Origin of the sequence: Algoriphagus jejuensis, from assembly GCF_039523455.1 — a bacterium.
Taxonomy (GTDB): Bacteria; Bacteroidota; Bacteroidia; order Cytophagales; family Cyclobacteriaceae; genus Algoriphagus; species Algoriphagus jejuensis.
This window is the reverse complement of the sequence record NZ_BAAAFI010000007.1, coordinates 253,025-275,327: the sequence shown is the minus strand read 5'-3', so window position 1 is coordinate 275,327 and position 22,303 is coordinate 253,025. Positions and strand designations below refer to the sequence as shown.

Here is a 22,303-nt window from a genome sequence, read left to right as displayed (position 1 = left end):
TACAAAATTTAAGAAATATTTCACCGGAGGAAGAGGCAATAATTTTTCCAATTCCCAAAATCTGACGGATTGTACAAGGAAAAGTCTTTTCAATTGGTAATTTTGTCAGCCTCAACCGGAAACCTTTCCCCAAAAGCAGAGGTTTTTTGTTGGTTTTTAATCCCACTGAATGACAGAAACAAAACGTGTAGCCATCCTCGGAAGTACCGGAAGTATTGGCACTCAGACATTGGATGTAATCCGTCAGCACGCCGATAAGTTTACGGTGGAGGTTCTTACCGCCCAGAATAACTCCAATTTGCTGATCGCCCAAGCGCTGGAGTTTCAGCCAAATGCAGTGGTCATCGGAAATGAGGCCAATTACCAGCAGGTCAAGGAAGCCCTTCTCCCTCACGATATCAAGGTTTTTGCCGGGCAAAAAGCAATCGCCCAAATCGTCGAAATGGATACCATCGACGTGGTTTTGACCGCATTGGTTGGCTATTCCGGATTGATTCCAACGGTAAGCGCGATCAAAGCCGGTAAACAAATTGCACTGGCAAATAAGGAGACGATGGTCGTGGCCGGTGAGCTGATCACGAAGTTGGCAAAGGAAAACGCAGTCAATATCTATCCCGTGGATTCAGAACATTCGGCGATCTTTCAGTGTTTGGTAGGGGAGTTCCATAATCCGATCGAGAAAATCATCCTTACCGCATCGGGCGGACCCTTCCGCGGCAAAGACCGGGCTTTTCTGGAAACTGTAACACGGGAGCAAGCACTCAAGCATCCCAACTGGGACATGGGCGCCAAGATCACCATCGACTCCGCGTCCCTGATGAACAAAGGATTGGAAGTGATTGAGGCCAAATGGCTTTTTGGGCTGAAAACGGAGCAAATAGAAGTAGTAGTCCACCCGCAGAGCATCGTGCATTCACTGGTTCAGTTTGAGGATGGTTCGATCAAAGCGCAACTTGGCTTGCCAGATATGCGTATCCCCATCCAGTTTGCCCTGAGCTATCCGCTTCGATTCAAAAGTGATTTCGAGCGGTTTGATTTCCTCAGGTATCCCCAATTGACGTTCGAGCAACCGGATTTGAAAACTTTCCGGAACCTTCAGCTGGCTTTTGATGCTTTGGCTAAAGGTGGAAATGCGCCTTGTATTCTAAATGCTGCGAACGAAATAGTCGTCGCTTCCTTTTTGAAAAATGAGGTTGGTTTTCTGGAAATGTCTGATTTGATAGAAATCACCATGGAAAAGGCTACTTACATCGCTCGTCCGACCTTGGAAGATTATGTGGAATCTGACCGGGAAACAAGAATTATTACAGATCAATTAATTAAGTCGAAAGTATAATGGAAACATTGATTATGGTGGGCCAGTTGCTCCTGGGATTGTCGATCCTGGTGGGGCTACATGAGTTGGGCCACTTGCTTACCGCCAAGATGTTTGGCATGAGAGTAGAAAAATTCTCCATCGGATTTCCTCCGAAGATCGCCGGATTTCAATGGGGAGAGACTGAATATTCTATAGGAGCGATTCCTTTGGGAGGTTTTGTAAAGATCTCCGGCATGGTGGACGAATCCGTGGACACCGAACAGTTGGCTGGGCCACCTCAGCCTTGGGAGTTTCGATCCAAGCCAGCTTGGCAGCGACTCATCGTGATGCTAGGAGGAATTATCGTCAATGTCGTCACCGGTATCCTTATTTTCTGGGCTTTGGTTTACAGCAACGGGGAAACATACTATTCTAGCGAGCAAGTCAAAGAAAACGGAATCGTAGCCTACGAATATGGAGAATCTATCGGCCTGAAGACTGGTGATAAAATTCTTGATATCAACGGCGAGCCCTATACAAGCATTTCGGAACTGACCAGCGGATCGGCATTGCTAAGCGAAAATGGCTTTTATACCGTGGATCGAAATGGCGAAATCCTTAAAATCGAGATACCGAGAGGCTTCATCAATACTTTCAATTCTGAGGAGGCTTTTACCAAATTTGTCGGAATCCGCCTTCCTTTTGAAGTCGGAGGCGTGGATCCGGGCAGCGCTGCAGAAGCGGCCGGACTTCGTACCGGAGATAAAATTCTGGCAATGAACGGTCAGGAAATCCAATATTTTGACCAGTTGCACGCTTCTTTGCAAGAAACCGCCAATCAGTCTGCGGAAGTAGTCAGACAAAGTGGAGCCACTATTGATACCCTCACGATTGCGGTGAATGATGAGGCAAGGATGGGATTTGTTGCATCAATCCTGACCCAACCGGTTAAAAGGAATTATGGCGTGGGTGAGGCTTTGGTGAAAGGCACTTCCCGGGCCTTTGGAGTAGTCATCGTCAATGCTCGGGCACTTGGCAAGATGTTCACCGGCGAGGTTTCAGCCAAAAACGTCAGCGGACCGATAGGTATGGCAAAGATCTATGGCGCATCTTGGGACTGGGGAAAGTTCTGGGGGATTACCGGCATGATATCCATGATTTTGGCCTTCATGAACTTGCTGCCTATTCCTGCACTGGACGGAGGGCACGTGATGTTCCTACTTTATGAGATGGTATCCGGTCGAACTCCTTCGGACGGATTTCTGGAAAACGCCCAAAAAGTCGGGATGGTTATCCTGCTGGCCCTGATGGTGTTTGCTATAGGAAATGATATTCTGAAGCTGTTTAATTAAGAGACGGAAGACGGGAGACCGAAGAACCTTCGAACGAATGCTACGATAAGACTGGGTCAGAGATGACCCGGTCTTTTTTTGTCCAAAATCAAAAAAGCCAGACCGGAAAGAAATTATTTATCAGTGTTTCAGGATCTTATTTGTGCAGCTTTTTAGACAATAGTTAATTTATCTATTCCTTCTTAACTAGACATTCAATTCTAGTTTTATGCTTAAAAAAATTACGCTACTTGCCTTGTTTGGCTGGATTTTCTATTCTCCGCCTCAGGCTTTCTCTCAAAGTAACAGACATGGGGACATCAACTGGACAGACCTCGATCCGACCTCGGGACGAGAGTCAGACTTTGTAGTTCTGAATTCAGGTGAAAAGCTTTTTGGAAAAATCCTCCGAAATTTTGACAAAACCTTCTATTCCGAAATCCGGTTCCAATCCGCCGGAGCGGTGAAGCATTATCTCCCCGCAGATCTCAAGGGCTTTGGCTTGGATAATGGGCAGTTGTTTTTTTCAAGACAGCTACCCGGTCAGACGGGTCTGTCCTTTGTGCAAATACTCGTGTCAGGCACTTTGGAGTTGAGCGAGTATCGAGGCAGTCTGTTTTTCGATGATGGTAAAAGCTATCGGAAGCTTGACGCCTACCAACGGGATATTGAGCGGAATGGTCAGACAGTCCGCAAGCAATACAAGCCTTTTATTTTCATTCTCAAGACTGCCTTGAATGGGGATTGTGCGGTGATGCTCTATCCACGAGTCGACCGGCTCAACTACCACCAAGACCAAATCGTCCGCTTGTTGGAAGACTACTATGTCTGTCAGGGAAGCGAATATACGGTTCATGTAGAGCGCGTGCCCATGTTGCAACTTTCGCCGACAGCAGGAATCGGAATGCCGTATTATTCCCTGGGCAATCCCCAAAAAGATGAAGGGAGAAATGATCAATTGGTAAATAATTCCGGATTTCAGGGGTTTGCTGGCTTGAGGATTCATGATTTCAGGATAATACCGCGACTCAGCATGGATTTGAGGCTGGGGTATTCCATTTTTAACACCACGGTGATATCCAGCTACGAGGCACCGCAATTTCTGTGGACTGCTTCCGAGGATGTGAGGGAAACAGCATTTTACGTTCCGGTGAGCCTCAATTATAGTGTGGTCAAAAACCAACAGTCGGACTTGTATGTCGGTGTGTTTGCCGGGCTCTGGGCCAAGCAGGTGACCTTGTCGAATGGGATAGTTGACGAACGGGTTTTTGGCTCGGGAGAAACGTTGATTTGGGAAGAGGCGATTACCACAGTCACCGATTCCAATTTTATCTCAGGAGTGAAAGTCGGCTATGGTTTTTCACTCACCGAGATGGTTCGGCTGTTTGGTGAGCTCGAAGTCAGTTCCCAAAAAGAGTACTATCAGTTTAGCTTGTTCGCGAATGATTCGGAATACGCTAGAGACAGATTTTCATTTCAGATCGGTTTAGAATTTTGAGCGCATGATCAGACGGATACTTATAAAGGTTTTAGCGGCCTGGACGATGATTTCCTGCGGAGAGGATGAGGTTGCGCCTCGAAGCAATCCGAGGTTCAGTGTGGCTTATGTGCAGGATATCAATGCAAAAGGAGCCGAGTTTGTGGCAAATGTCTATGACTTTGGGTCGGAGGAGATTCTGGAATATGGCTTTGTGTACAGCAAGGGCGCTGAGCCAAGAATCGGGAAGGGGGAAGTGATAAAATTGGTAGGCAGGCCTGAAAACTCCTTCAAATTGACCGGAGACCACTCCATGAGCAAGGGGCAGATATACTACGTAGTCGCATTCATCAAGACAGAACAGTCGATTGTGTATTCCGAACCTATGGCTTTCACGAGTCTGGGGGTAGAAGGCTTCGTTTTCGAAAGAATTGAGGGTGGGCCTGAAGTTTACTATGGGGACACCCTGACGGTGTTTGGGGATCGGTTAAGCACTGACCAGAGCCACTATGAAATCAAAATTAATGGCGCTGAAGCAAGAGTAACGGATTTGGCCAAAAATAGCTTTAAGATTATCATACCCGACGAGATGGGGTTTGGATATCCTTTTGACTACGATGGTAAGCTTGTGCTGTCGATCAAAATTCTGGATAAAAGGCTGGAATTAAACTCTGACCTTCAATTTTATGCCCCCGTTTTCTATGCTGCGGACAGGGAGTCTAAATACGAGGAAAACTTCAGCATCAAGGGCAGGTATTTGCGAGACCCAAATTTGACAATTCGATATCCCAATTATCATACGGAGCTTGTCAGTAACTCGGATACGCTGATCGTGTTTAAGGCGCTCGCTAATTTTGGGACGCTTGAGCCCTCATTCCAAGTGTATATGCGAGGTAGGAGCTACGAAGTAGACGGAAGCGTACGAATCGAGCCGACTGAGATAGAGCCAAATCAACACTTGAAGATCGGATCAATCTATCACCATCTTCTGATCAAAGGGACAAATTTCAACGCAACCTTGCCTTACTCGAATGTTTTTGTTTCCGATGTTGAACAGGAGGCTCAGCAGTTCTATGTAGATGGGATGGCTTCCGATGAGGCAAAAGTGTCTGTATACATCGATGTGGTGCCGAGCCCAAGGTTCTTCAAGGTATGGGCGTTCAATGGAGGAGTCAAATCTTCCCACTACGCTACGATAGAAAACACGGAGCCGATGCTGCCCTACCTGCGGACCCATTCATTTCCTTTCAATGCAGCTGCGGATGGCAGGTCGGTCACTTGGCGGGATAAGGGGATTTGGTTAGCCGATGGCAAAATCTCCGAAGTGGATCCCAAAAATAATTCCGGCAGAATTTTGAAAGCGGTCGATATCAACCGGGGAAACATCGCTTCCTCTTTTGCTGTGATCCATCAGGATGTAGTGTATTTCGCCGGCAAAGAAAACACGATCTCGGACACACCCGGAAGATTCTACAGTTATAATTTGAATTCGGGGATTTTGCAGGAACTACCCGCCATTCCGTCTAAGGCATCCACTCCCCGTGCTGTTTTCGTGTCGGGCGGGTACCTCTATTTTGGAGGTGGGTTCTATAGAGATGAAGTAGATGTTCACAAGGTCACGGAGGGCTACAAGTTTAATTTGGCTACGCAGACCTGGAGCACTTGGGCCAAGAAATTCCCGATTTCAGACTATTGGGATTTTGAGAATACCTTCGTTCACAAAAGCCAGGTGTATGGACTGGTGAATGAGGTGGATGATTCTGGTTACCACGGTACCAGATTGATGCGGTTTGACCCTTCTCGGGAAGATTGGACGGAATTGGCAAAGTATCCTTATCTGGGATATACCAATGGCTATTCGGCCATGTCCCTAGGGGATGCGGTGTATGTTTTCATCGGGGAAGCACTCGTCAAGATCGACATGGACAGTTATCGCAAGAGGACGATATCCGGGATTTCGCTGTATGACAGAGGGTACACAGGGCCGCCATTTTTCTTCCTTTCAGAAGGAAAGATTTATTACGCAGCCTACAACGAATATCTGATTCATCAGATCGATCCATTTTACTTTCGGGAGCAGTAACTGCCAATTTGACCCGATCCCCTTTTGGCATTGACCTTGACTTAATTGGAAGAACCTTCGTAAATAGAAGGTTCTTCTCTTATTTTAGCTAATTACTGACAGCTTGGCTGTCATCCTGTCCATATGCATCAATTCGAAAATACGTTCTTCCAAAACCTAATGACTGGCGACTATTCCGGCGAAGGCGATCTGATCCAGCTGATTACCGACGAGGAAGAAGAAGATCCGGGCAAAGAGGCCTTTGGAGAAGAAATCCCCATTCTTTCCGTCCGCAACACCGTCCTTTTTCCCGGCGTAGTCATCCCGATCACGGTTGGGAGGCAGCGCTCGATTCGCTTGGTAAAAAAAGCCCACAAGGGCGATAAGATGATCGGAGTATGCGCACAGATCAATCCAAACAATGACGATCCGGCCTGGGATGACATCTATTCCGTAGGCACTTTGGCCAAGATCATCAAGATGATTGTCCTGCCTGATGGCAATACGACGATCATCATTCAGGGAAAAAAACGATTCAAAGTCCGTGAGCAGATTACCGATGATCCATATTTCATGGCCAAGGTGGATTATCTGGATGAAAATTTCCCCAAAAACTCCAAGAAGATAAAGGCGCTGGAAGAATCTCTGAAAGAGGCAGCAACCAAAATACTTCACCTCAATCCGGAGATCCCCCGCGAAGCTCAGGTAGCCTTGGACAATATTGACAACACGCCCTTTCTGACACATTTTCTTTCATCCAATATCAACTCGCCAGTGGAATCCAAGCAGCGTCTGCTGGAGATCAACGATGGTGTAGAGCGCGCGACGCTTCTGCTGGAGTACATGATGAAAGACATCCAAATGCTGGAGTTGAAATCTGAAATCCACAAAAAAGTCCATACCGATATCGATCAGCAGCAGCGGGATTACTTCCTAAGACAGCAGATGAAAGTCCTGCAGACTGAACTTGGAGAAGAAGGGCCTGAAAAGGAAGTGGAAGACCTCCGCGAAAGAGGAGATTTGAAGCTTTGGTCTCCTGAGGTGAAAAAGCACTTTGACAAAGAGCTCGACAAAATCCTACGCATAAACCCTGCGGCAGCGGAATATCCCATCGCGCTCAACTATGCCGAAACCTTGGTGGATTTGCCATGGAATGAGTTTACTCAGGATAACTTTGATCTAAAAAATGCAAGGGCAATCCTGGACAATGACCATTTTGGTCTGGACAAAGTCAAAGACCGGATCATCGAATACCTCGCGGTATTGAAGTTGAAAAATGACCTCAAAGGTCCTATCCTCTGCCTCTATGGTCCTCCGGGTGTGGGGAAAACTTCCCTCGGAAAGTCGATTGCCGCAGCTTTGGGCAGAAAGTACATCCGAATGTCGCTCGGCGGATTGCACGACGAAGCAGAGATCCGCGGACACCGCAAGACCTACGTCGGGGCGATGCCGGGCAAGATTATCCAAAATATGAAGAAGGTCAAGATCTCCAATCCGGTCTACGTGCTGGATGAGATTGACAAACTTTCCTCCGATTTCAGAGGCGATCCTTCTTCCGCATTTCTGGAAGTGCTCGATCCGGAGCAAAACAGCACTTTCCTTGACAACTACCTCGAAGTCGAATATGACCTGAGCAAAGTACTCTTCATCGCCACTGCCAACTCGTTGGATTCGATCCAGCCGGCGTTGAGAGACCGGATGGAGATCATCGAAGTGACCGGATACACCCAGGAGGAAAAGCTGGAAATTGCCAAGCGCCACCTCGTGCCTAAGCAGCGTAAAGAACATGGCCTAAAAGCCAAGGACATTACCTTTGAAAAAGCAGCTTTGGTGAAGATTGTCGAAGATTACACCCGTGAATCCGGGGTCCGAAGTCTCGAACGAGCCATTGGTAAAGTCATCCGAAACATCGCCAAATCCATTGCGATGGAGGAGGAATACGATCATAAAATCAATGCGGCAGCGGTACGGAGGATTTTGGGTGGTGAGATTTTTGACAAAGAAATCTACCAGGACAACAGCGTCGCCGGTGTGGTGACTGGTCTGGCTTGGACGAGTGTGGGGGGAGAGATCCTGTTCATCGAGTCCAGTCTGAGCAGAGGCCGCGGGAAGCTCACACTTTCCGGCCAATTGGGAGACGTAATGAAAGAGTCCGCGATGACGGCACTTTCCTATCTGAAATCCAGAGCAGAAACTTTGGGCATCGACCATCGGGTCTTTGACCAATATGATTTGCACGTTCACGTGCCCGCCGGCGCGGTGCCAAAGGACGGGCCGTCTGCGGGTATCACCATGCTGACCGCGATGGCTTCCGTCTATACCCAGCGGAAAGTGAAGGCCAAAGTGGCCATGACCGGCGAGATCAGTCTGATCGGCAAGGTCATGCCTGTCGGTGGGATCAAAGAGAAAATCCTTGCGGCAAGAAGAGCCGGGATCAAGGAGATTATCCTTTGTAAAAAGAACATTCGAGACATCGAAGAGATCGATCCACAGTACGTCAAGGGTGTTGAATTTCATTTCGTGGATCGTGTACAGGAGGTTTTGGATATCGCATTGACCAATACCTTGGTGACACGCCCACTGAAATTTACCTTCTCTTCGGAGACTAAGACAGCTCAGGAATAATACTTGGGAAATGGCTTTCACCCAGAACGGGGGAGCCTTTCAATCATTTGGAAACCAAACCATTTCACTAGACCACAACATTTCCTATGAAACCTATCGAATCACTTACTCCCAGACAGATCGTCGTGGAGCTGGATAAATACATCATCGGACAGAAAGACGCCAAGCGAAACGTCGCCATTGCGCTCCGCAATCGCATCCGGCGGATGATGGTGACTTCCGAAATCCAAAAAGACATTGTCCCTAACAACATCTTGCTGATTGGCAGTACCGGTGTTGGTAAGACGGAGATTGCCCGCCGGTTGGCGAAAATTGCCAATGCGCCTTTTACCAAGGTGGAGGCGTCTAAATTTACCGAAGTCGGCTACGTCGGCCGGGATGTAGAAAGCATGGTTCGCGACCTCGTGGAGCAGTCAGTTCACCTGGTGAGTGAGATTAAAAATGAAGCGGTGAAAGTCAAAGCGGCGGAATCGGTCGAGGAGGTTATCCTTGATATTCTGATTCCACCAGTGAAGAGTGCAGGTTTCACGCGGGCGATTCCTGTAAATATAGATTCCGAAACTGAGCCAGAGTCCGACTCGGAACTGAATGAGAAAACAAGAGACCGCTTCCGCGAAAAACTTCGAAACGGTGAATTGGACGATCGAAAGATCGAGATCAATGTCAAAGCCAGCTCCTCTGTAGGGATCGGAATGATCGGCAATGGGATGATGGATGATGCCAGCATGGCAGGATTGCAGGATATGATTTCGGGCATGATGCCGAAGAAAACAAAAAAGCGAAAGCTGAGTATCGCTGAAGCGAGGAAGGTGTTGTTGGACGAGGAGGTTTCCAAGTTGGTTGACTTTGATGAAGTCAAAGAGGAGGCGATCAAACTAGCCGAAAACAACGGGATCATCTTCATCGATGAGATTGACAAGATTGCGTCCAAGTCAGGCAAAGGTGGTGGCGGTCCGGATGTGAGCCGTGAGGGCGTTCAGCGGGATTTGCTTCCTATCGTGGAGGGATCTGCCGTAAATACGAAATATGGGGTGGTGAATACCGACCATGTGCTGTTCATAGCCGCCGGAGCTTTTCATGTGAGCAAGCCGTCTGATTTGATTCCTGAGTTGCAGGGGCGATTCCCGATCAGAGTGGAGCTGCAGAGTCTGAGTCAGGAGGACTTTTCGAGGATTCTCCGCGAACCTAAAAATGCGCTGACTAAGCAGTATCAGGCGCTCTTTGGGGCTGAGGAGGTTTCGTTGGAATTTACCGACGATGCGATTGAAGAGATCGCACGAATTGCTTTTTTGATCAATCAGGAGGTAGAAAATATCGGAGCCAGAAGACTTCATACCGTGATGAGCCACTTGCTCAACGACTTCCTCTTTGAGGTGCCGGATGTGATCGAGCCCAATTCCAAGATCATGGTGACACATGAAATGGTGCTTGAGCGACTCAATCCACTGGTCAAAAACCGGGATCTGTCTCAGTATATCTTGTAAAACTAATCTGGCACTTCGGTGCCTTTTTTATGCCGTGAAAAAGTCACTCCTCATTCTCACCGGGCATACCAAGGGACTTGGTAAAGCCATTCTGGAAGGATTTCTATTACAGGAAAACTTCCAGATTCTGGCAGTTTCGAGGTCGGGTTTGGATATGCGAAATGATAACCTTACACAAGTTAATCTAGACTTGAGCGATCTCGAAGCCCTGGAAGCAAAGCTGCCAGAGATTTTTCCCGCAGGGGAGTTTAAGAAAGTAATCCTGATCAACAACGCAGGCTGGATAGGCGAGGTCAAGCCGGTGGGCAAGCTGGAACCAAGGGCTATAGCGAAAGCCATGAGCCTGAATACCGTCGCTCCGATGATCCTGGTAGATGCATTTGTCAAAGCCTATTCAGACTCGAAGTCCGAGAGGCTCATTTGCAACATCAGTTCCGGTGCCGCACGCAAACCGATGCCGGGGTGGGCAGAATATTGCAGTAGTAAAGCCGGCCTGGAGATGTATTCCAAGGTCGTAGCAGAGGATCTTCGGGAAAAAGGATTTCGGGTTTTTTCCCTGGCTCCGGGAATAGTGGATACGGAGATGCAGGCGGAAATCCGAACCGCCAACCCATCAGATTTCCCTGCGTTGGAGCGATTCACGGATTTCAAAAGTGAAGGAATGCTGAGCACTCCTCAGGAAGTTGCGGAGAAGATTTTCTATCTCCTGAGCAATCCTGAACTCTTTAATGACGTCGTTCAGGACGTCCGAAATTTCGAAGCGCATTAGTCGTCTTTCTTGGGATAGTCTAAAAACCAAGGTTGCACATTTTCAGGCTTCAGTTCTGCCCAATGCTCTGATTTTAGCTTGAAACCAAACTGACCTGCGGTTGGTAGATTGTCGATCTCGCCACCCAAAAATGTGATCAAATCGTTGAATCCAGGGTTGTGGCCAAAGATCAGGATCGTGTTGTGGTTATCATTTTGACTACGGAGGTATTTCAACAAGGAGTGTGGAGAGGCATGAAACAAGCTGCTATCAAATACAATTTTTTCTTTCGGGTAGTCTAATTCCTTTGCGGTAATCTTGGCGGTTTCTTTTGCCCTAATGGCTGAGGAGCTGACAAGCAGGTCAGCGTGGATTCTCCGTTTTTTGAGTCGTTTGGCCATTTTAGGAGCATCTTTCAAACCTCTTTCTGCAAGTGGGCGGTCGTGATCGCTGAGAGAAGGGTCGTCCCAAGCAGACTTTGCATGTCTTACCAAAATTATTTTTTTCATAGCGCCATAGAATATGCGTTTATTTTTGTTTTTTTTAATCAAATATTTACTTTTAATGCACTTTCACTTACAAATTATCACTATTTATTATGTTTACCGGAACAGTAAAATTTTACAATGAAGCAAAAGGTTTTGGATTTATCGTTGATGACCAAACCCAAGGAGATGTGTTCGTTCACGCTACTGGTTTAGTTGACAAGGTTGTTCAAAACGACAAAGTCACCTTCGATATCAAAGAAGGTAAAAATGGCCCCAACGCCATTAACGTCAAGAGAGCCTAATCCAATCGAGCGAATAGACTAGCTTAAATCATCCTCTGAATTCAGATTCGGAGGATTTTTTTTGTCCGATTTTTTAGGAGTGGCTTCAGTGGAGCGCTCGATTTTCGGTATATCAACTTTCGACATCTCTTCAGCGAGATTTTTGATGTACAGATCTCGTTTTGGAAACGGGATCTCTATCCCATTTTCCTTGAAAGTCTGAAAGATGGCGATCATTACTTCATTGCGCATCTCCAACATCATATCCATAGATTCGATCCAAAAGAGCACTCTGAAATCGACAGAGCTCTCATTGAAATTTTGCATCAAAACCCGCGGAGTTGGGCTGGTTAAGATTCTGTCTTGCCGAAGTACTTCGTCGATTAGAGCTTTTACTTTCACCATATCTGAGTCGTAGGCCACGCCAATCAGCAGCTCGATCCGGCGCCTTTTATCCGAAAGCGTCCAGTTAACCAGGCTTTGCGACAGCAAGTCGCCGTTTGGAATTACTACTTCAGAACCGTCATAGGCCAGAATCTTGCTCGCCCGGATTCCGACCTCTTTGACCTGTCCACTATTCATGCCTACCTCGATGTCATCACCGATCTGAATCGGTCTTTCGAAAGCCAGGATGATTCCGGAGACCAAATTGTTGATGATGGTTTGCAGGCCAAAACCTATCCCTACAGAGAGTGCTCCCAGGACGATGGTGACTTTGTCTAGTGGAATTTCCGCTGCGGTAGCAGCGATTACAAATCCAACGATCAGGACGGCTAAGCGGATCAATAGCACGGAACTTCCCAGTCGTTTGGTTCGGTTGCCGGAATGCTTCTGATCCTTTAGGGAAGCGAAGTAAGCAATATTGTTTGCGAGAATAGAGGAGACGTAGATCAAGGCGGCAAACAAGAGGATGCTGCCAAAAGTAAATGAGGTGGATCCAAGTGTTCTTTCCTGATTGAGCAGGGTTGTCAGCAAATCGAACACGTAGTCGCTGAGGGCAAGATTTTGAAGAAATATCAGTACCCAAAAAAGTATAGCTACGAACATGAAGAAGCCACGGATTCTTTTCTGAATACCCTGAAAATCGATGTAGGAAGTGAATGCGTCTGCATCGCGTTTGTTTTCCACTACGACATAGATGATCTCCATGATGACTTTGATGAAAAAATACAGCACGATCGCGTAGACAAAGCCAACCACCCCGGCGACGCTGAGGATTTTTGCGAGGCTAAACCTGCCGAAGATATTGGCGATGATCCCCGAAACAAGGAAAACCATCGTCAAAACCCGAAGCCGGTTGAGAAAGCTTACTTCTTTATTTTCTCCAGACTGGAAGCTTTTTGGGATTTGCCACAGAAGGATCAGTGATAGGATATTTCCGATCTGAAAATAGATTCGTTCCTGATAGGCGATTTCCCAATAGAGGTTGCTAATAGAAAAAAACAAGAACACTCCTACCAGCGTGATCCATTTGAAAAAAACACGAATCGAAAACGCCATGTGTATCAAAATGGAGGAAAAGAATACCATCAGATACATGAAAAAAGTCAGCAGTGCTATTGAGCCCGTATCAAACATGAAAAACACCAACGGAAGTATTGCCACCATCGAGGAAGCGATAGGCCTCTTGGCCAAGTATTGTACTCGTCCCAAGATGATTTTCCCGTATTCCTTGTCTTTTTCGATGCTTTTCATCAGCCGATAGATCAGCACACAGCTGATGAATAGGATAAAAATTGCCACGACTAAGACCAATGGTTCAGAGCGGAGATAGCTTATGAGAAATACGTAGTTGATCTTGAGTGAGTCCAGGGTGATATCGAGGATGCTTTTTGGGGAAGGGATGGAGTAGGATTCCCAAATGAAATTGATTTCTTTTTTTAGAATATTCTTTTCAAGAATCGTCTTGTTGGTTTCCACATAGCGCTTCAGTTCCATGATGCCAATCGAAATGGAGCTGAGCTTTGATTGATAGCGAGCGGCCTGCAGCTCTTGTCTGTAGATCGTGCTGTCGAGACTATGGATATTTTCTTTGAGGTTCTCTATCTCTTCTGAATACATCGGGAGAAGTAGTGTGTCCCGGATTTTGTATTTGAAAAAACTATCCTTTCTGATGTTGCTCAACATGCTGTCCAGATTTTGCAGTCTGTCGAGGCGTGATTGTAGAATCTTGTTCAAGTCCCGGTTGTTTTCCTCAGTGGTAGACATGATTCTCAGCAGCGCATTGACATAGCGGAAGTTGAACTTGGTGTTGGGGTTTTTTGCCCGATCGCTTAGGTCAGCAATTCTTTGCTGCATTGTGGGGATTTCCTCAGCAAATCGCGTCGTGTCCAAGGTCTCATCCAGCTCGAGCATGATCTCATTGGCCTGTAGTGTATAGATCCTACCCTTATTGATCAGGTCTTCCAGAGTGGGTGCGGCGATAATTTCCGGTTCCACTGTTTGAATAAATGTGGAATCCAGAAAGATCAGGCTGTCCTTGGGTGAAGTCAGGAGACTGTCAATTTTTTCAGTAGGGACGGGTTCCTGGCCGAAAACGGGAATGGCTAGCACCAGGAAAAGTAGGATCGAAAAATGCTTTTTCATCAGGTCAGTGTACGCGAATAAAATTAAGGATTAAATCTAGAATTGTCGGAAGTGTTCCGAAGGCGTTTATTACAGGGAATCCGGCAAAAAATTCAGATTATTCGGACGTTTTGTCTTGATTTTGCGACGAACAGATTAAAATCAAGACAAAAAGGCTGAAAAAAGCTATTGGAATAGATTTTACAGGAATGGAAACATTGAACATTAAACCACAAGCAAAATGAAATTTGTAAGACACAATCATCTCGAAAACCAGGTTCCGGCGACATTCAGTGCGATGCTCGACACCTTGTTTAACGACTCTTTGAAATCAAATCTGAAGCAATTCAATCCAGCGGTGGACATCGCGGAGGATGAGAAATCCTACGAAATCCAACTTGCCCTGCCGGGAATGAAAAAGTCTGATTTCAAGATCGATTTGGTAGACCGCAAGTTGACTATCTCCGGTGAACGTAAGCAGGAAGAAAAGAGGGAAGGTAAAAACTTTCACAGCCTAGAGACTCAGTTCGGTTCATTCCGACGCTCCTTTTTTGTACCAGAGGATGTGATCGAGGAAAGCGTAGAAGCTAGTTATCAGGACGGGATGCTCAACTTAGTTCTTCCCAAAAAAGAGAAAAAGATCAGCAAAGCTACGATCGAAATAAAATAAGTTGGAAGTGGGGTCGCCCACTTCTTTTTATTTACGGGTATTGAGCAAAAACCTCCTAAAAGCGGTTAAATCTTGTTAATTTGAGAGATTGGATTAATCGTTGCAGGATACTTTTGAGTCTATACATCAAATACGGTTTAAGACAGAAACATAAAATCAGAAAAAATTATGAGCAAAAAACAGTTCTTTCTAGGTATGTTGCTCGCTGCATTTATAGGTGGTGTAGTAGCGCTGGCGGGTGTGAGTTTTCTTGTCAAACCACAAAACGCCGGAAACTTTGACGAAAAACAGCAAGCAAGTTTTGTTAACCTTCTTTCGGGTGAGGATTTTACCATCCCCGACGGAATAAATTTTGTAGCCTCTGCACAGCTGGTGACTCCTGCGGTAGTACACGTGAGGAGTCAGGTTGGCTATGCTTCGAGATCGGAGCGGGATCCCGTACAGGAGTTTTTCGGATTTCCGGATCCGAGCGAGGAGCAGAGAGGCCGGGGAGGTTCGATGCCAATGAGCTCAGGCTCTGGGGTGATCATCTCCAAAGATGGCTACATCGTGACCAACAATCACGTGGTAGAAGGTGCCTCTAGGATTGAAATCTCCCTTGAAAACAACAAGCGATACGAGGCTACCCTGGTGGGAACCGATCCTACGACGGATTTGGCACTTCTGAAAATCGATGGCAATAATCTTCCTTTTGTCAAGTTTGGCGACTCAGATAAGACAAACATCGGGGAGTGGGTCTTGGCTGTCGGCAACCCATTTAATTTGAATTCCACGGTGACAGCAGGGATTATCTCTGCCAAAGCAAGAAACATAGGAATCCTGCGAGGTGTTGAAAACAACCTTCAAATCGAATCCTTTTTGCAAACGGATGCCGTGGTCAATCCAGGGAACTCAGGAGGGGCTTTGGTCAATCTTGCAGGAGAACTCATCGGGATCAATACCGCTATTGCAACTCAAACCGGCACATTTTCCGGATATTCATTCGCAGTGCCGAGCACGCTGGTGAAGAAAGTAATGGATGACCTTATGGAGCATGGGGCTGTCCAAAGAGGCTTGTTGGGCGTGAGCATTCAAAATGTGAGCCCTGAGTTGGCAGATTACCTTGATAAGTCCTTCCCAGTAGAGCAAGGCGTGTATGTGGGTGGAGTCAATGCTAACTCAGCTGGCCTAGAAGCAGGCTTGAAAGAGGGCGATATCATCATCGGTATAGATGGTAGAGCTGTCACTAATGTGGCTAATCTACAGGAATTAGTAGCTCGGAAACGTCCTGGAGACAAGATTGACGTGGAATATATCCGGGACGGGAAAACTGTTAAAACTTCAGCTACTTTGAAAAATTTTGCTGGCGATACGAATATCGTAAAGCGTGAGGTACCAAAGACGTTTACGTTCGATGGGCTTCAATTTGAAGAAGTCAAAGAGCAGGTTAAGGAGAACCTGGAGATCAGCGGCGGAGCGGTGATCAAGATGAACAGCAACGAGGCTTGGCGCAAAGCCGGTGCCAGAAATGGGTTCATCATTACCTCAGTCATCTCAGATAGCGGCAGAACGCGTATCAACTCTGCGCAAGAGATGATCGATTTCCTCGAGGAAAATTCCGGAGAAGATATTGTGATTCTAGGCATGTTTCCTGATGGAACAGAGTATTATTTTGAAGTGGACTGAGATAGATTTTCACAGAAACATTGAAAAAGCCGGAGCGATCCGGCTTTTTTTTAGTTCCGGGTTGCCCGGCTTTTCCAGAAGCTGGATTTGGAATTTTCATCGCAAAGTTCATGGTTATATTTTTGCCGGTTTGGGATTTTTTCTGCGGCATCTTGTCTTTGGGAGAAATTGTCCTTAAGCCAGCCAAGACGCTGAGGCGCAAAGGTTTTTCAAACAGGTAGGTTTTTTTTCGTTGATTCAAAGATCTTAGGCGGTGCCAATTTAATGTCCCATTTTTCCTATTTTGAAAGCCATTAAACCTAATATTCTCCATGAAGAAAAGATTTATCGCCGGGCTAGCGCTCCTATTTTCGGTCTGCCAATACTCATTTTCGCAGACCATCACCGATCCAGGAAAAACTCCTGTTCCGGGCATTTCTCAAGAACGAGTTGCCAAGCTCGATGCCATGCTGGAAGAGGCCCTGCAAAAAGAGCAGATCCCCGGCTTGGTCGCCATGGTGGTCAAAGATGGGAAGATCGTCTATCACTCCGCCAAGGGTATGGCCGACGTAGAATCAGGTAAAGAGATGGAGAAAAACACCATCTTCCGCATCGCTTCCCAGACCAAGGCGATCACTTCCACCGCTGTGATGATTCTTTGGGAAGAAGGAAAAATCAGACTGGACGACCCGATCTCCAAGTACATTCCGGAGTTCACGGATCCGCAGGTGCTGAGCACCTTTCGCTATGCCGACACGACGTACAATACCAAACCCAGCACCAAGCAGATTACTATTCGCCACCTGTTGACCCATACCTCTGGTTTGGGCTATGGTGTGATCGACGGAGATGAGCGGATGAAGATGATCTATCACAAAGCTGGCGTCACTGACCTATTCACCACCGAAAACATCAAGATCGGAGAAAGCGTCAAGCGCCTGGCCGCACTTCCGCTGCATCATGAGCCGGGAGCAAAATTCACCTATAGCGAAGGTCTGGATGTGTTGGGTTACCTGATCGAGGTCGTGTCCGGAATGCCGTTTGACGAGTTTCTGAAAACGCGGATTTTTGATCCGATTGGAATGAGCGACACACGTTTTTATTTGAGTGATGCACAAGCTCCTCGGCTGGTGACGGTTCATACCCGAAAGGATGGGAAATGGGCTTCCTATCCGGTGACTTTTTACGATCCGGCTTATCCCAAGACTGGCGCAAAATCTTTCTTTTCCGGAGGAGCGGGACTTTCCAGCACTACCGCGGATTACGCGAAATTCCTTCAGATGTATCTTAACGGAGGCATTTACAACGGCAGACGAATCCTCAGCTCACAGACGATTAAGACGATCATGACCAATCAAGTCGGAGATTTGCTGGGGGATGGAGGCAAGAATTACGGGCTGGCCTTTGGCTTGGTTGCTGAAAAGGGCGTGGCTCAAGGGGGAATTGGCAGCTTGGGAACGTTCGACTGGGGTGGTTATTTCAACACCCAGTACTTTGCCGATCCTAAAACCAACACCATCGGTTTGATCTTCAAGCAAACCTCAGGAGCTGGAAATGGCGACGAAACGGGATGGAAGTTTAGACAGATGGTGTTTAGCCTGATTGAGTGAAAGAATTTAATAATGCAAGACTAGAGCTGCGCAAAGGAAAGATCCTTTGCGCAGTTTCTTTTTTAAAAAAAATCGGATAAGGTGCTGGATTTCAGTATATTTTAACTATCCATAATCCGCTTTACCATGAAAAAACGTGACTTTCTCAAAAAGACCCTGACCAGTTTTGGTTCGATAGTCGCGCTGCCAGTTCTGGCGGGAGAGGGTTCTATCAGTAAAGCCGGCGAAAGAACTCTCGCTTGCGAGGTGTCACCGAAAGAAACCCGAGGGCCTTTTCCGATCAAGTCTCCGGCGGAACTGATGCGGGCCAATATCGTTGCCGACCGCCAGGGCATTGCCTTGCAAATCGATCTCAAAATCCAGGATCATAACTCAAACTGCCAGCCGATCACGGGTGCACAAGTCGATATTTGGCATTGTGACGCGGAGGGGAACTACTCTGAATATGGAGGAATGCGAATGCAGGAGAAAGACTACACAAAGGTCTCATTTCTGAGAGGTCGGCAGACCACGGATGAAAACGGGGAGGTTTCCTTTATCAGCATTTTTCCGGGATGGTATCCGGGAAGGGCCCCACACATTCATGTGGATGTACTTAAGGATGATAAAATCGTGCTAAGTACGCAAATAGCTTTTCCGGAAGAAAGCACAGCAGCGGTGTATGCGAGTCGCGGGTATGCCGGGAAAGAAGATACGCCAAACGCAGCCGATGGCGTATTCAGAAATAGTCTCGCCGCGAATATGGCAGATGGGGTGATTGGGAATCCTCGGGATGGCTATACACTGAAGAAAGTGCTCACTGTCGGGTAATTGCCATTAGCGATTTACGGAGTGATTAATAGAGCTGGAGTCGATTTTCGATATCCGGTGTCAAATCCCCCTAACCCCCTTTTACAACGATTTGTAACCCGAAATGAAACTCGAAATGAAGGGGGAGTGCCGCCCTGCGAGCATCAAGACGAGCAGTAAATTTCAGCTCTTCACTACTTGCCACTTACAAATCGTACCGCTTACCAATTCGTCGGTCACCGGACATCCGGCATTGGACATTTTACTGCTTACCAGTTCATCGGTCACCCGGCATCCTGCACCTTATTTTTTCTTCCCAAACCAAGCCAGCCCAAAACCGACCAAGAAGATCGTCAAGGTGCCCATCACGATCGCCATATTGGCGTGAAGGGGATTTGCCAAAGTCTCCGGAAGTCCGTTTTGAACCATGATGGTGGATAGACTCATCCATCCGATCACCAAGACTCCCAAAATCACAGCAAATATAGCTTGAGGATTTTTGGCTTTCGAAAGCAAACCCAACAAGAAAAGTCCCAAGATACCTCCGCTGAAGATGGACGAAAGTGCCCACCAGGCATCGAGTGCGCTGGTGACTCCATTGAAGGCCAAGCCGACTAAGATCGCGAGCAGTCCCATTCCCATGGCACTCAATCTGAGTACCCGCAGGGAAAGCTTGTCGGAAGGGTCTTTGTTAATGTATTTGCGAAAGTGATCCGAGAGGATGACGGTAGAGGAACTGTTGATGCTGGTGGAAATCGTGCTCATGCCTGCGGCAAAGATCGAGGCGATCAGCAAACCGGTAAATCCAACTGGCAACTGGTTGACGATGAAGTGGGGAAATACTTTGTCACCCGCCATACCCGACGGAAGGAGATCCGGCTGAGCTTGATAGAAGGCAAACAAAGCCGAACCGATAAAGAAGAATAGAAGAGAAACAGGTACGAAAAGCAAGCTTCCCAACCATGTGGATTTCTTGGCTTCCTGCTCCGTTTTGGCAGTCAGGTAGCGCTGCACATAACTCTGATCGATTCCAAAATTTTGAAGATTGATGAACAATCCATAGACCAAGATCATCCAAAATGTCGAGGTTGTAAAGTCCATCTCATAGCTCCCGAAGCTGAATTTGTCTGCGTCACCGGCGATCCTGAAAACCTCCGAAGCTCCGCCCGGGATCTCGGCGAAGATCACCAAGATGCAGGCAAGTGCGCCGCCGATTAGGACGATGCCCTGGATAGCATCTGTCCAAATGACCGCCTCAATTCCGCCCCACATCGAATAAATGATGACACTGATTCCGGTAATGATGATAATGGACGGGATGCTCATTCCCAAGAGTGAATTCATCGGAAGAGCCAGCAAGTACAAAATTGCGCCCATTCTTGCCAATTGCGTAAGCAGGTAGCAAATGGAGGCGTATGTCCTTGCCCAAGGACCGAAGCGCTGCTCTAGGTAGAAATAGGCTGATTCACTTTTTAGACTTCGGTATAATGGAACAAAGTATTTCACCGCAACCCAACCTGCCAAAGGAATTGATAGACTGAACACAAAACCGTTCCAGTTGGAGCTGTAGGCATTCCCTGGATAAGCCAAGAAACTGATACTGCTCACAAAAGTCGCGAAAATTGACATCCCAATCGCCCAGGCTGGGAGCCTGCCTCCGCCGGTGGTGTAGTCAGAAGAAGATCTTTTACGAAAGGAAAACGAAACCCCAAAACCCACAATTGCAACCATGTAAATCAGGAAAATGGCAAGATCTAGAATCGGCATGGGGTTAAATGGGTCTGGTGATAAAGGGGATGAGAAAAAGCAATATAAGGCGCAAAGCCGACAAACCTCACGGGAATCGGCTTTGCATCCTTGTATGTTGTATTAGATCGACTGAAGCAAGGCTTGCTCGACTTGATCTTTCACGTTCAGGAATCGTGGACGAAGGTCGGCCAGATCTGTGTCTGAATAGGAGTAAAGGGGCAAAGCCAAGACGCCATTGCAAAGCCCCTCAAACGACAGAGAGCCTTTGAGGCCTTTCAGGTAGCTGGATTTATAGGTGCCGTTTTGGTAGATGTTTTCGCTGACGAACTGAATGGTGTCCTGTAGACTTTGGACTTTTTCTGTCTCGTTCTTTTGAAAAGCTTCATACAGGCTCACATAGAGTTTCGGGAACATGTTGGCACCACCGGATACCCCACCGTGTCCACCCATTGCCAGTGCTTCGCCGAGGATCTCTTCTGGGCCGATGAATAGCTTGAATTCAGGTTGATCCTTGAACGCTTCGCAAAGTGCAGCGAAATTGGCCTTGTCTCCGGTACTGTCTTTCAGGCCGATGATGTTAGGATGTGCGGATAGTTTCACGGCCGATTCGATCTCGATCTTCACCTTGGTGTGCGAAGGCATGTCGTATAGAAATAGCGGCAATTTCACGGCATCGGCCAGTTTTTGAAAATAGTTGACTACCTCGTCTTGGTCGATATTGATGTAGAAAGGAGTTGCGGCTACCAGCGCACTTGCACCTGATTCGAAGGCGATTGCTGCCAGATCCAGGGCTTGCACAAAGGATGACTCGGTGATCCCCACCAAAACAGGAACTCGGCCATTTACCTGCTTGCAGGTCAATCGGATCAGATCACTCTTGACATCAGGTGAGATACTGGCAGACTCGCCGGTGGTACCGATGATGAAGATACCGTGAGCTCCGCCTTCGATGAGATGTTCGATGAGTTTTTCAGTATGCGCCACATCCAGAGAAAAATCCGGATTCAAGGGGGTGATCATTGGGGGAAATATCCCCTGAAATGCTTGGCTAGGGTTCATAGGTCGAAGCAAGAAATAAAATTAATCGTTGAGAAGGAAGTGTATTACCCAGACTTTGTTGAACGCGTAGCGACTCAGACAATGTAGCCGTCGGACTCTGTCCTGGCTGAATCGCTAAAATTGCTCTTGCTTTCATTCAACAAAACCGCGGTTTTTCGTAGGTAATACCTTCAACTAGGTCAAAAAGACTAATCTCGTTACTTTCTTTTTTTATCGGGTTGCAATTCGGGAAGTGTTAGTGGCTTTTCGGGTGTGCCGCATCGACACCCAATTTGTGATTGATTAAGCTGGCCGCAAAACGCTAACTCTGAGCCGGATCGAGACCCGCGCCAAGTGATCGTCGCTTTCCATTTTCCTTAAAAAGTTTTAGCAGCCTGACTTTTTTTTCAGAGACAGATACCACAGGACGAATTCCTGTTTGACT

General features: G+C 47.1%; 16 protein-coding genes. 12 read left to right on the top strand and 4 right to left on the bottom strand.

Translation table 11 applies throughout. The features are described 5' to 3' along the window. Positions 1-169 precede the first annotated feature (169 nt). The 7 genes from ABD031_RS09010 (at position 170) to ABD031_RS08980 (ending at position 11,045) form a co-directional block, all read left to right on the top strand. Complete coding sequence (locus ABD031_RS09010; protein ID WP_343850527.1) at positions 170-1,336, top strand: 1-deoxy-D-xylulose-5-phosphate reductoisomerase; 1,167 nt, start codon at positions 170-172, stop codon at positions 1,334-1,336. After that, positions 1,336-2,649, top strand: coding sequence for an RIP metalloprotease RseP (rseP, locus tag ABD031_RS09005; RefSeq protein WP_343850526.1), 1,314 nt, complete (start codon positions 1,336-1,338; stop codon positions 2,647-2,649). The genes ABD031_RS09010 and rseP overlap by 1 nt, the downstream gene beginning before the upstream one ends. Positions 2,650-2,857: 208 nt before the next feature. Continuing rightward, entirely contained in the window at positions 2,858-4,126 is a 1,269-nt protein-coding gene (locus ABD031_RS09000) for an outer membrane beta-barrel protein (protein WP_343850524.1), read from the top strand. Between the two features lie 4 nt (positions 4,127-4,130). Then, the gene (locus tag ABD031_RS08995; RefSeq protein ID WP_343850522.1) at positions 4,131-6,188 is read left to right on the top strand and encodes a Kelch repeat-containing protein; all 2,058 of its coding nucleotides are present in this window, start codon (positions 4,131-4,133) and stop codon (positions 6,186-6,188) included. A 123-nt stretch (positions 6,189-6,311) separates the two neighbouring features. Continuing rightward, complete coding sequence (gene lon, locus ABD031_RS08990) at positions 6,312-8,792, top strand: endopeptidase La (RefSeq protein ID WP_343850520.1); 2,481 nt, start codon at positions 6,312-6,314, stop codon at positions 8,790-8,792. An 86-nt stretch (positions 8,793-8,878) separates the two neighbouring features. After that, positions 8,879-10,276, top strand: a complete 1,398-nt coding sequence (gene hslU, locus ABD031_RS08985) for an ATP-dependent protease ATPase subunit HslU (RefSeq protein ID WP_343850518.1) — start codon at positions 8,879-8,881, stop codon at positions 10,274-10,276. A 34-nt stretch (positions 10,277-10,310) separates the two neighbouring features. Next, complete coding sequence (locus tag ABD031_RS08980; RefSeq protein WP_343850516.1) at positions 10,311-11,045, top strand: SDR family NAD(P)-dependent oxidoreductase; 735 nt, start codon at positions 10,311-10,313, stop codon at positions 11,043-11,045. Here ABD031_RS08980 and ABD031_RS08975 read toward each other — a convergent pair. Beyond that, the gene (locus ABD031_RS08975) at positions 11,042-11,533 is read right to left on the bottom strand and encodes a SixA phosphatase family protein (protein WP_343850514.1); all 492 of its coding nucleotides are present in this window, start codon (positions 11,531-11,533) and stop codon (positions 11,042-11,044) included. The genes ABD031_RS08980 and ABD031_RS08975 overlap by 4 nt on opposite strands. A gap of 89 nt (positions 11,534-11,622) precedes the next feature. Between ABD031_RS08975 and ABD031_RS08970 the strand changes: the two genes are divergently transcribed. Continuing rightward, a complete protein-coding gene (locus tag ABD031_RS08970; protein WP_343850512.1) occupies positions 11,623-11,814 on the top strand; it encodes a cold-shock protein in 192 nt (63 codons plus the stop codon). An 18-nt stretch (positions 11,815-11,832) separates the two neighbouring features. Here the strand turns inward: ABD031_RS08970 and ABD031_RS08965 are convergent, their stop codons facing one another. Further along, positions 11,833-14,379 (bottom strand): mechanosensitive ion channel family protein, encoded by a 2,547-nt coding sequence (locus ABD031_RS08965; protein ID WP_343850510.1) that lies wholly within the window; start codon positions 14,377-14,379, stop codon positions 11,833-11,835. 220 nt (positions 14,380-14,599) lie between these two features. On the opposite strand from ABD031_RS08965, the gene ABD031_RS08960 reads away from it, so the two are divergent. From ABD031_RS08960 to ABD031_RS08945, 4 genes are all read left to right on the top strand, one after another. Next, positions 14,600-15,028 carry an Hsp20/alpha crystallin family protein gene (locus ABD031_RS08960; RefSeq protein WP_343850508.1) on the top strand — a complete coding sequence of 143 codons (429 nt, stop codon included), beginning with the start codon at positions 14,600-14,602 and terminating at the stop codon, positions 15,026-15,028. A 168-nt stretch (positions 15,029-15,196) separates the two neighbouring features. Continuing rightward, positions 15,197-16,693, top strand: coding sequence for a S1C family serine protease (locus ABD031_RS08955; RefSeq protein WP_343850506.1), 1,497 nt, complete (start codon positions 15,197-15,199; stop codon positions 16,691-16,693). Between the two features lie 311 nt (positions 16,694-17,004). Then, positions 17,005-18,282, top strand: coding sequence for a serine hydrolase domain-containing protein (locus tag ABD031_RS08950; RefSeq protein WP_343850504.1), 1,278 nt, complete (start codon positions 17,005-17,007; stop codon positions 18,280-18,282). 126 nt (positions 18,283-18,408) lie between these two features. Beyond that, entirely contained in the window at positions 18,409-19,092 is a 684-nt protein-coding gene (locus ABD031_RS08945; RefSeq protein WP_343850502.1) for a dioxygenase family protein, read from the top strand. A gap of 282 nt (positions 19,093-19,374) precedes the next feature. On the opposite strand, the gene ABD031_RS08940 is transcribed toward ABD031_RS08945, so the two are convergent. Both ABD031_RS08940 and ABD031_RS08935 read right to left on the bottom strand, forming a co-directional pair. Then, positions 19,375-20,838 carry a sodium:solute symporter family protein gene (locus ABD031_RS08940; protein WP_343850500.1) on the bottom strand — a complete coding sequence of 488 codons (1,464 nt, stop codon included), beginning with the start codon at positions 20,836-20,838 and terminating at the stop codon, positions 19,375-19,377. Between the two features lie 102 nt (positions 20,839-20,940). Further along, on the bottom strand, positions 20,941-21,879 hold the full coding sequence (locus ABD031_RS08935) for a dihydrodipicolinate synthase family protein (protein ID WP_343850498.1): 939 nt from the start codon (positions 21,877-21,879) through the stop codon (positions 20,941-20,943). Positions 21,880-22,303 lie beyond the last annotated feature (424 nt).

What these genes read in the sequence shown, in the direction of transcription:
- ABD031_RS08955 (WP_343850506.1), top strand. Translation starts at nt 15,197, where the DNA reads ATGAGCAAAAAACAGTTCTTTCTAGGTATGTTGCTCGCTGCATTTATA.
- ABD031_RS08935 (WP_343850498.1), bottom strand. Translation starts at nt 21,879, where the DNA reads ATGAACCCTAGCCAAGCATTTCAGGGGATATTTCCCCCAATGATCACC.
- ABD031_RS08945 (WP_343850502.1), top strand. Translation starts at nt 18,409, where the DNA reads ATGAAAAAACGTGACTTTCTCAAAAAGACCCTGACCAGTTTTGGTTCG.
- ABD031_RS08975 (WP_343850514.1), bottom strand. Translation starts at nt 11,533, where the DNA reads ATGAAAAAAATAATTTTGGTAAGACATGCAAAGTCTGCTTGGGACGAC.
- ABD031_RS09010 (WP_343850527.1), top strand. Translation starts at nt 170, where the DNA reads ATGACAGAAACAAAACGTGTAGCCATCCTCGGAAGTACCGGAAGTATT.
- lon (WP_343850520.1), top strand. Translation starts at nt 6,312, where the DNA reads ATGCATCAATTCGAAAATACGTTCTTCCAAAACCTAATGACTGGCGAC.
- ABD031_RS08940 (WP_343850500.1), bottom strand. Translation starts at nt 20,838, where the DNA reads ATGCCGATTCTAGATCTTGCCATTTTCCTGATTTACATGGTTGCAATT.
- ABD031_RS08970 (WP_343850512.1), top strand. Translation starts at nt 11,623, where the DNA reads ATGTTTACCGGAACAGTAAAATTTTACAATGAAGCAAAAGGTTTTGGA.
- hslU (WP_343850518.1), top strand. Translation starts at nt 8,879, where the DNA reads ATGAAACCTATCGAATCACTTACTCCCAGACAGATCGTCGTGGAGCTG.
- ABD031_RS09000 (WP_343850524.1), top strand. Translation starts at nt 2,858, where the DNA reads ATGCTTAAAAAAATTACGCTACTTGCCTTGTTTGGCTGGATTTTCTAT.
- ABD031_RS08950 (WP_343850504.1), top strand. Translation starts at nt 17,005, where the DNA reads ATGAAGAAAAGATTTATCGCCGGGCTAGCGCTCCTATTTTCGGTCTGC.
- ABD031_RS08960 (WP_343850508.1), top strand. Translation starts at nt 14,600, where the DNA reads ATGAAATTTGTAAGACACAATCATCTCGAAAACCAGGTTCCGGCGACA.
- rseP (WP_343850526.1), top strand. Translation starts at nt 1,336, where the DNA reads ATGGAAACATTGATTATGGTGGGCCAGTTGCTCCTGGGATTGTCGATC.
- ABD031_RS08965 (WP_343850510.1), bottom strand. Translation starts at nt 14,379, where the DNA reads ATGAAAAAGCATTTTTCGATCCTACTTTTCCTGGTGCTAGCCATTCCC.
- ABD031_RS08995 (WP_343850522.1), top strand. Translation starts at nt 4,131, where the DNA reads ATGATCAGACGGATACTTATAAAGGTTTTAGCGGCCTGGACGATGATT.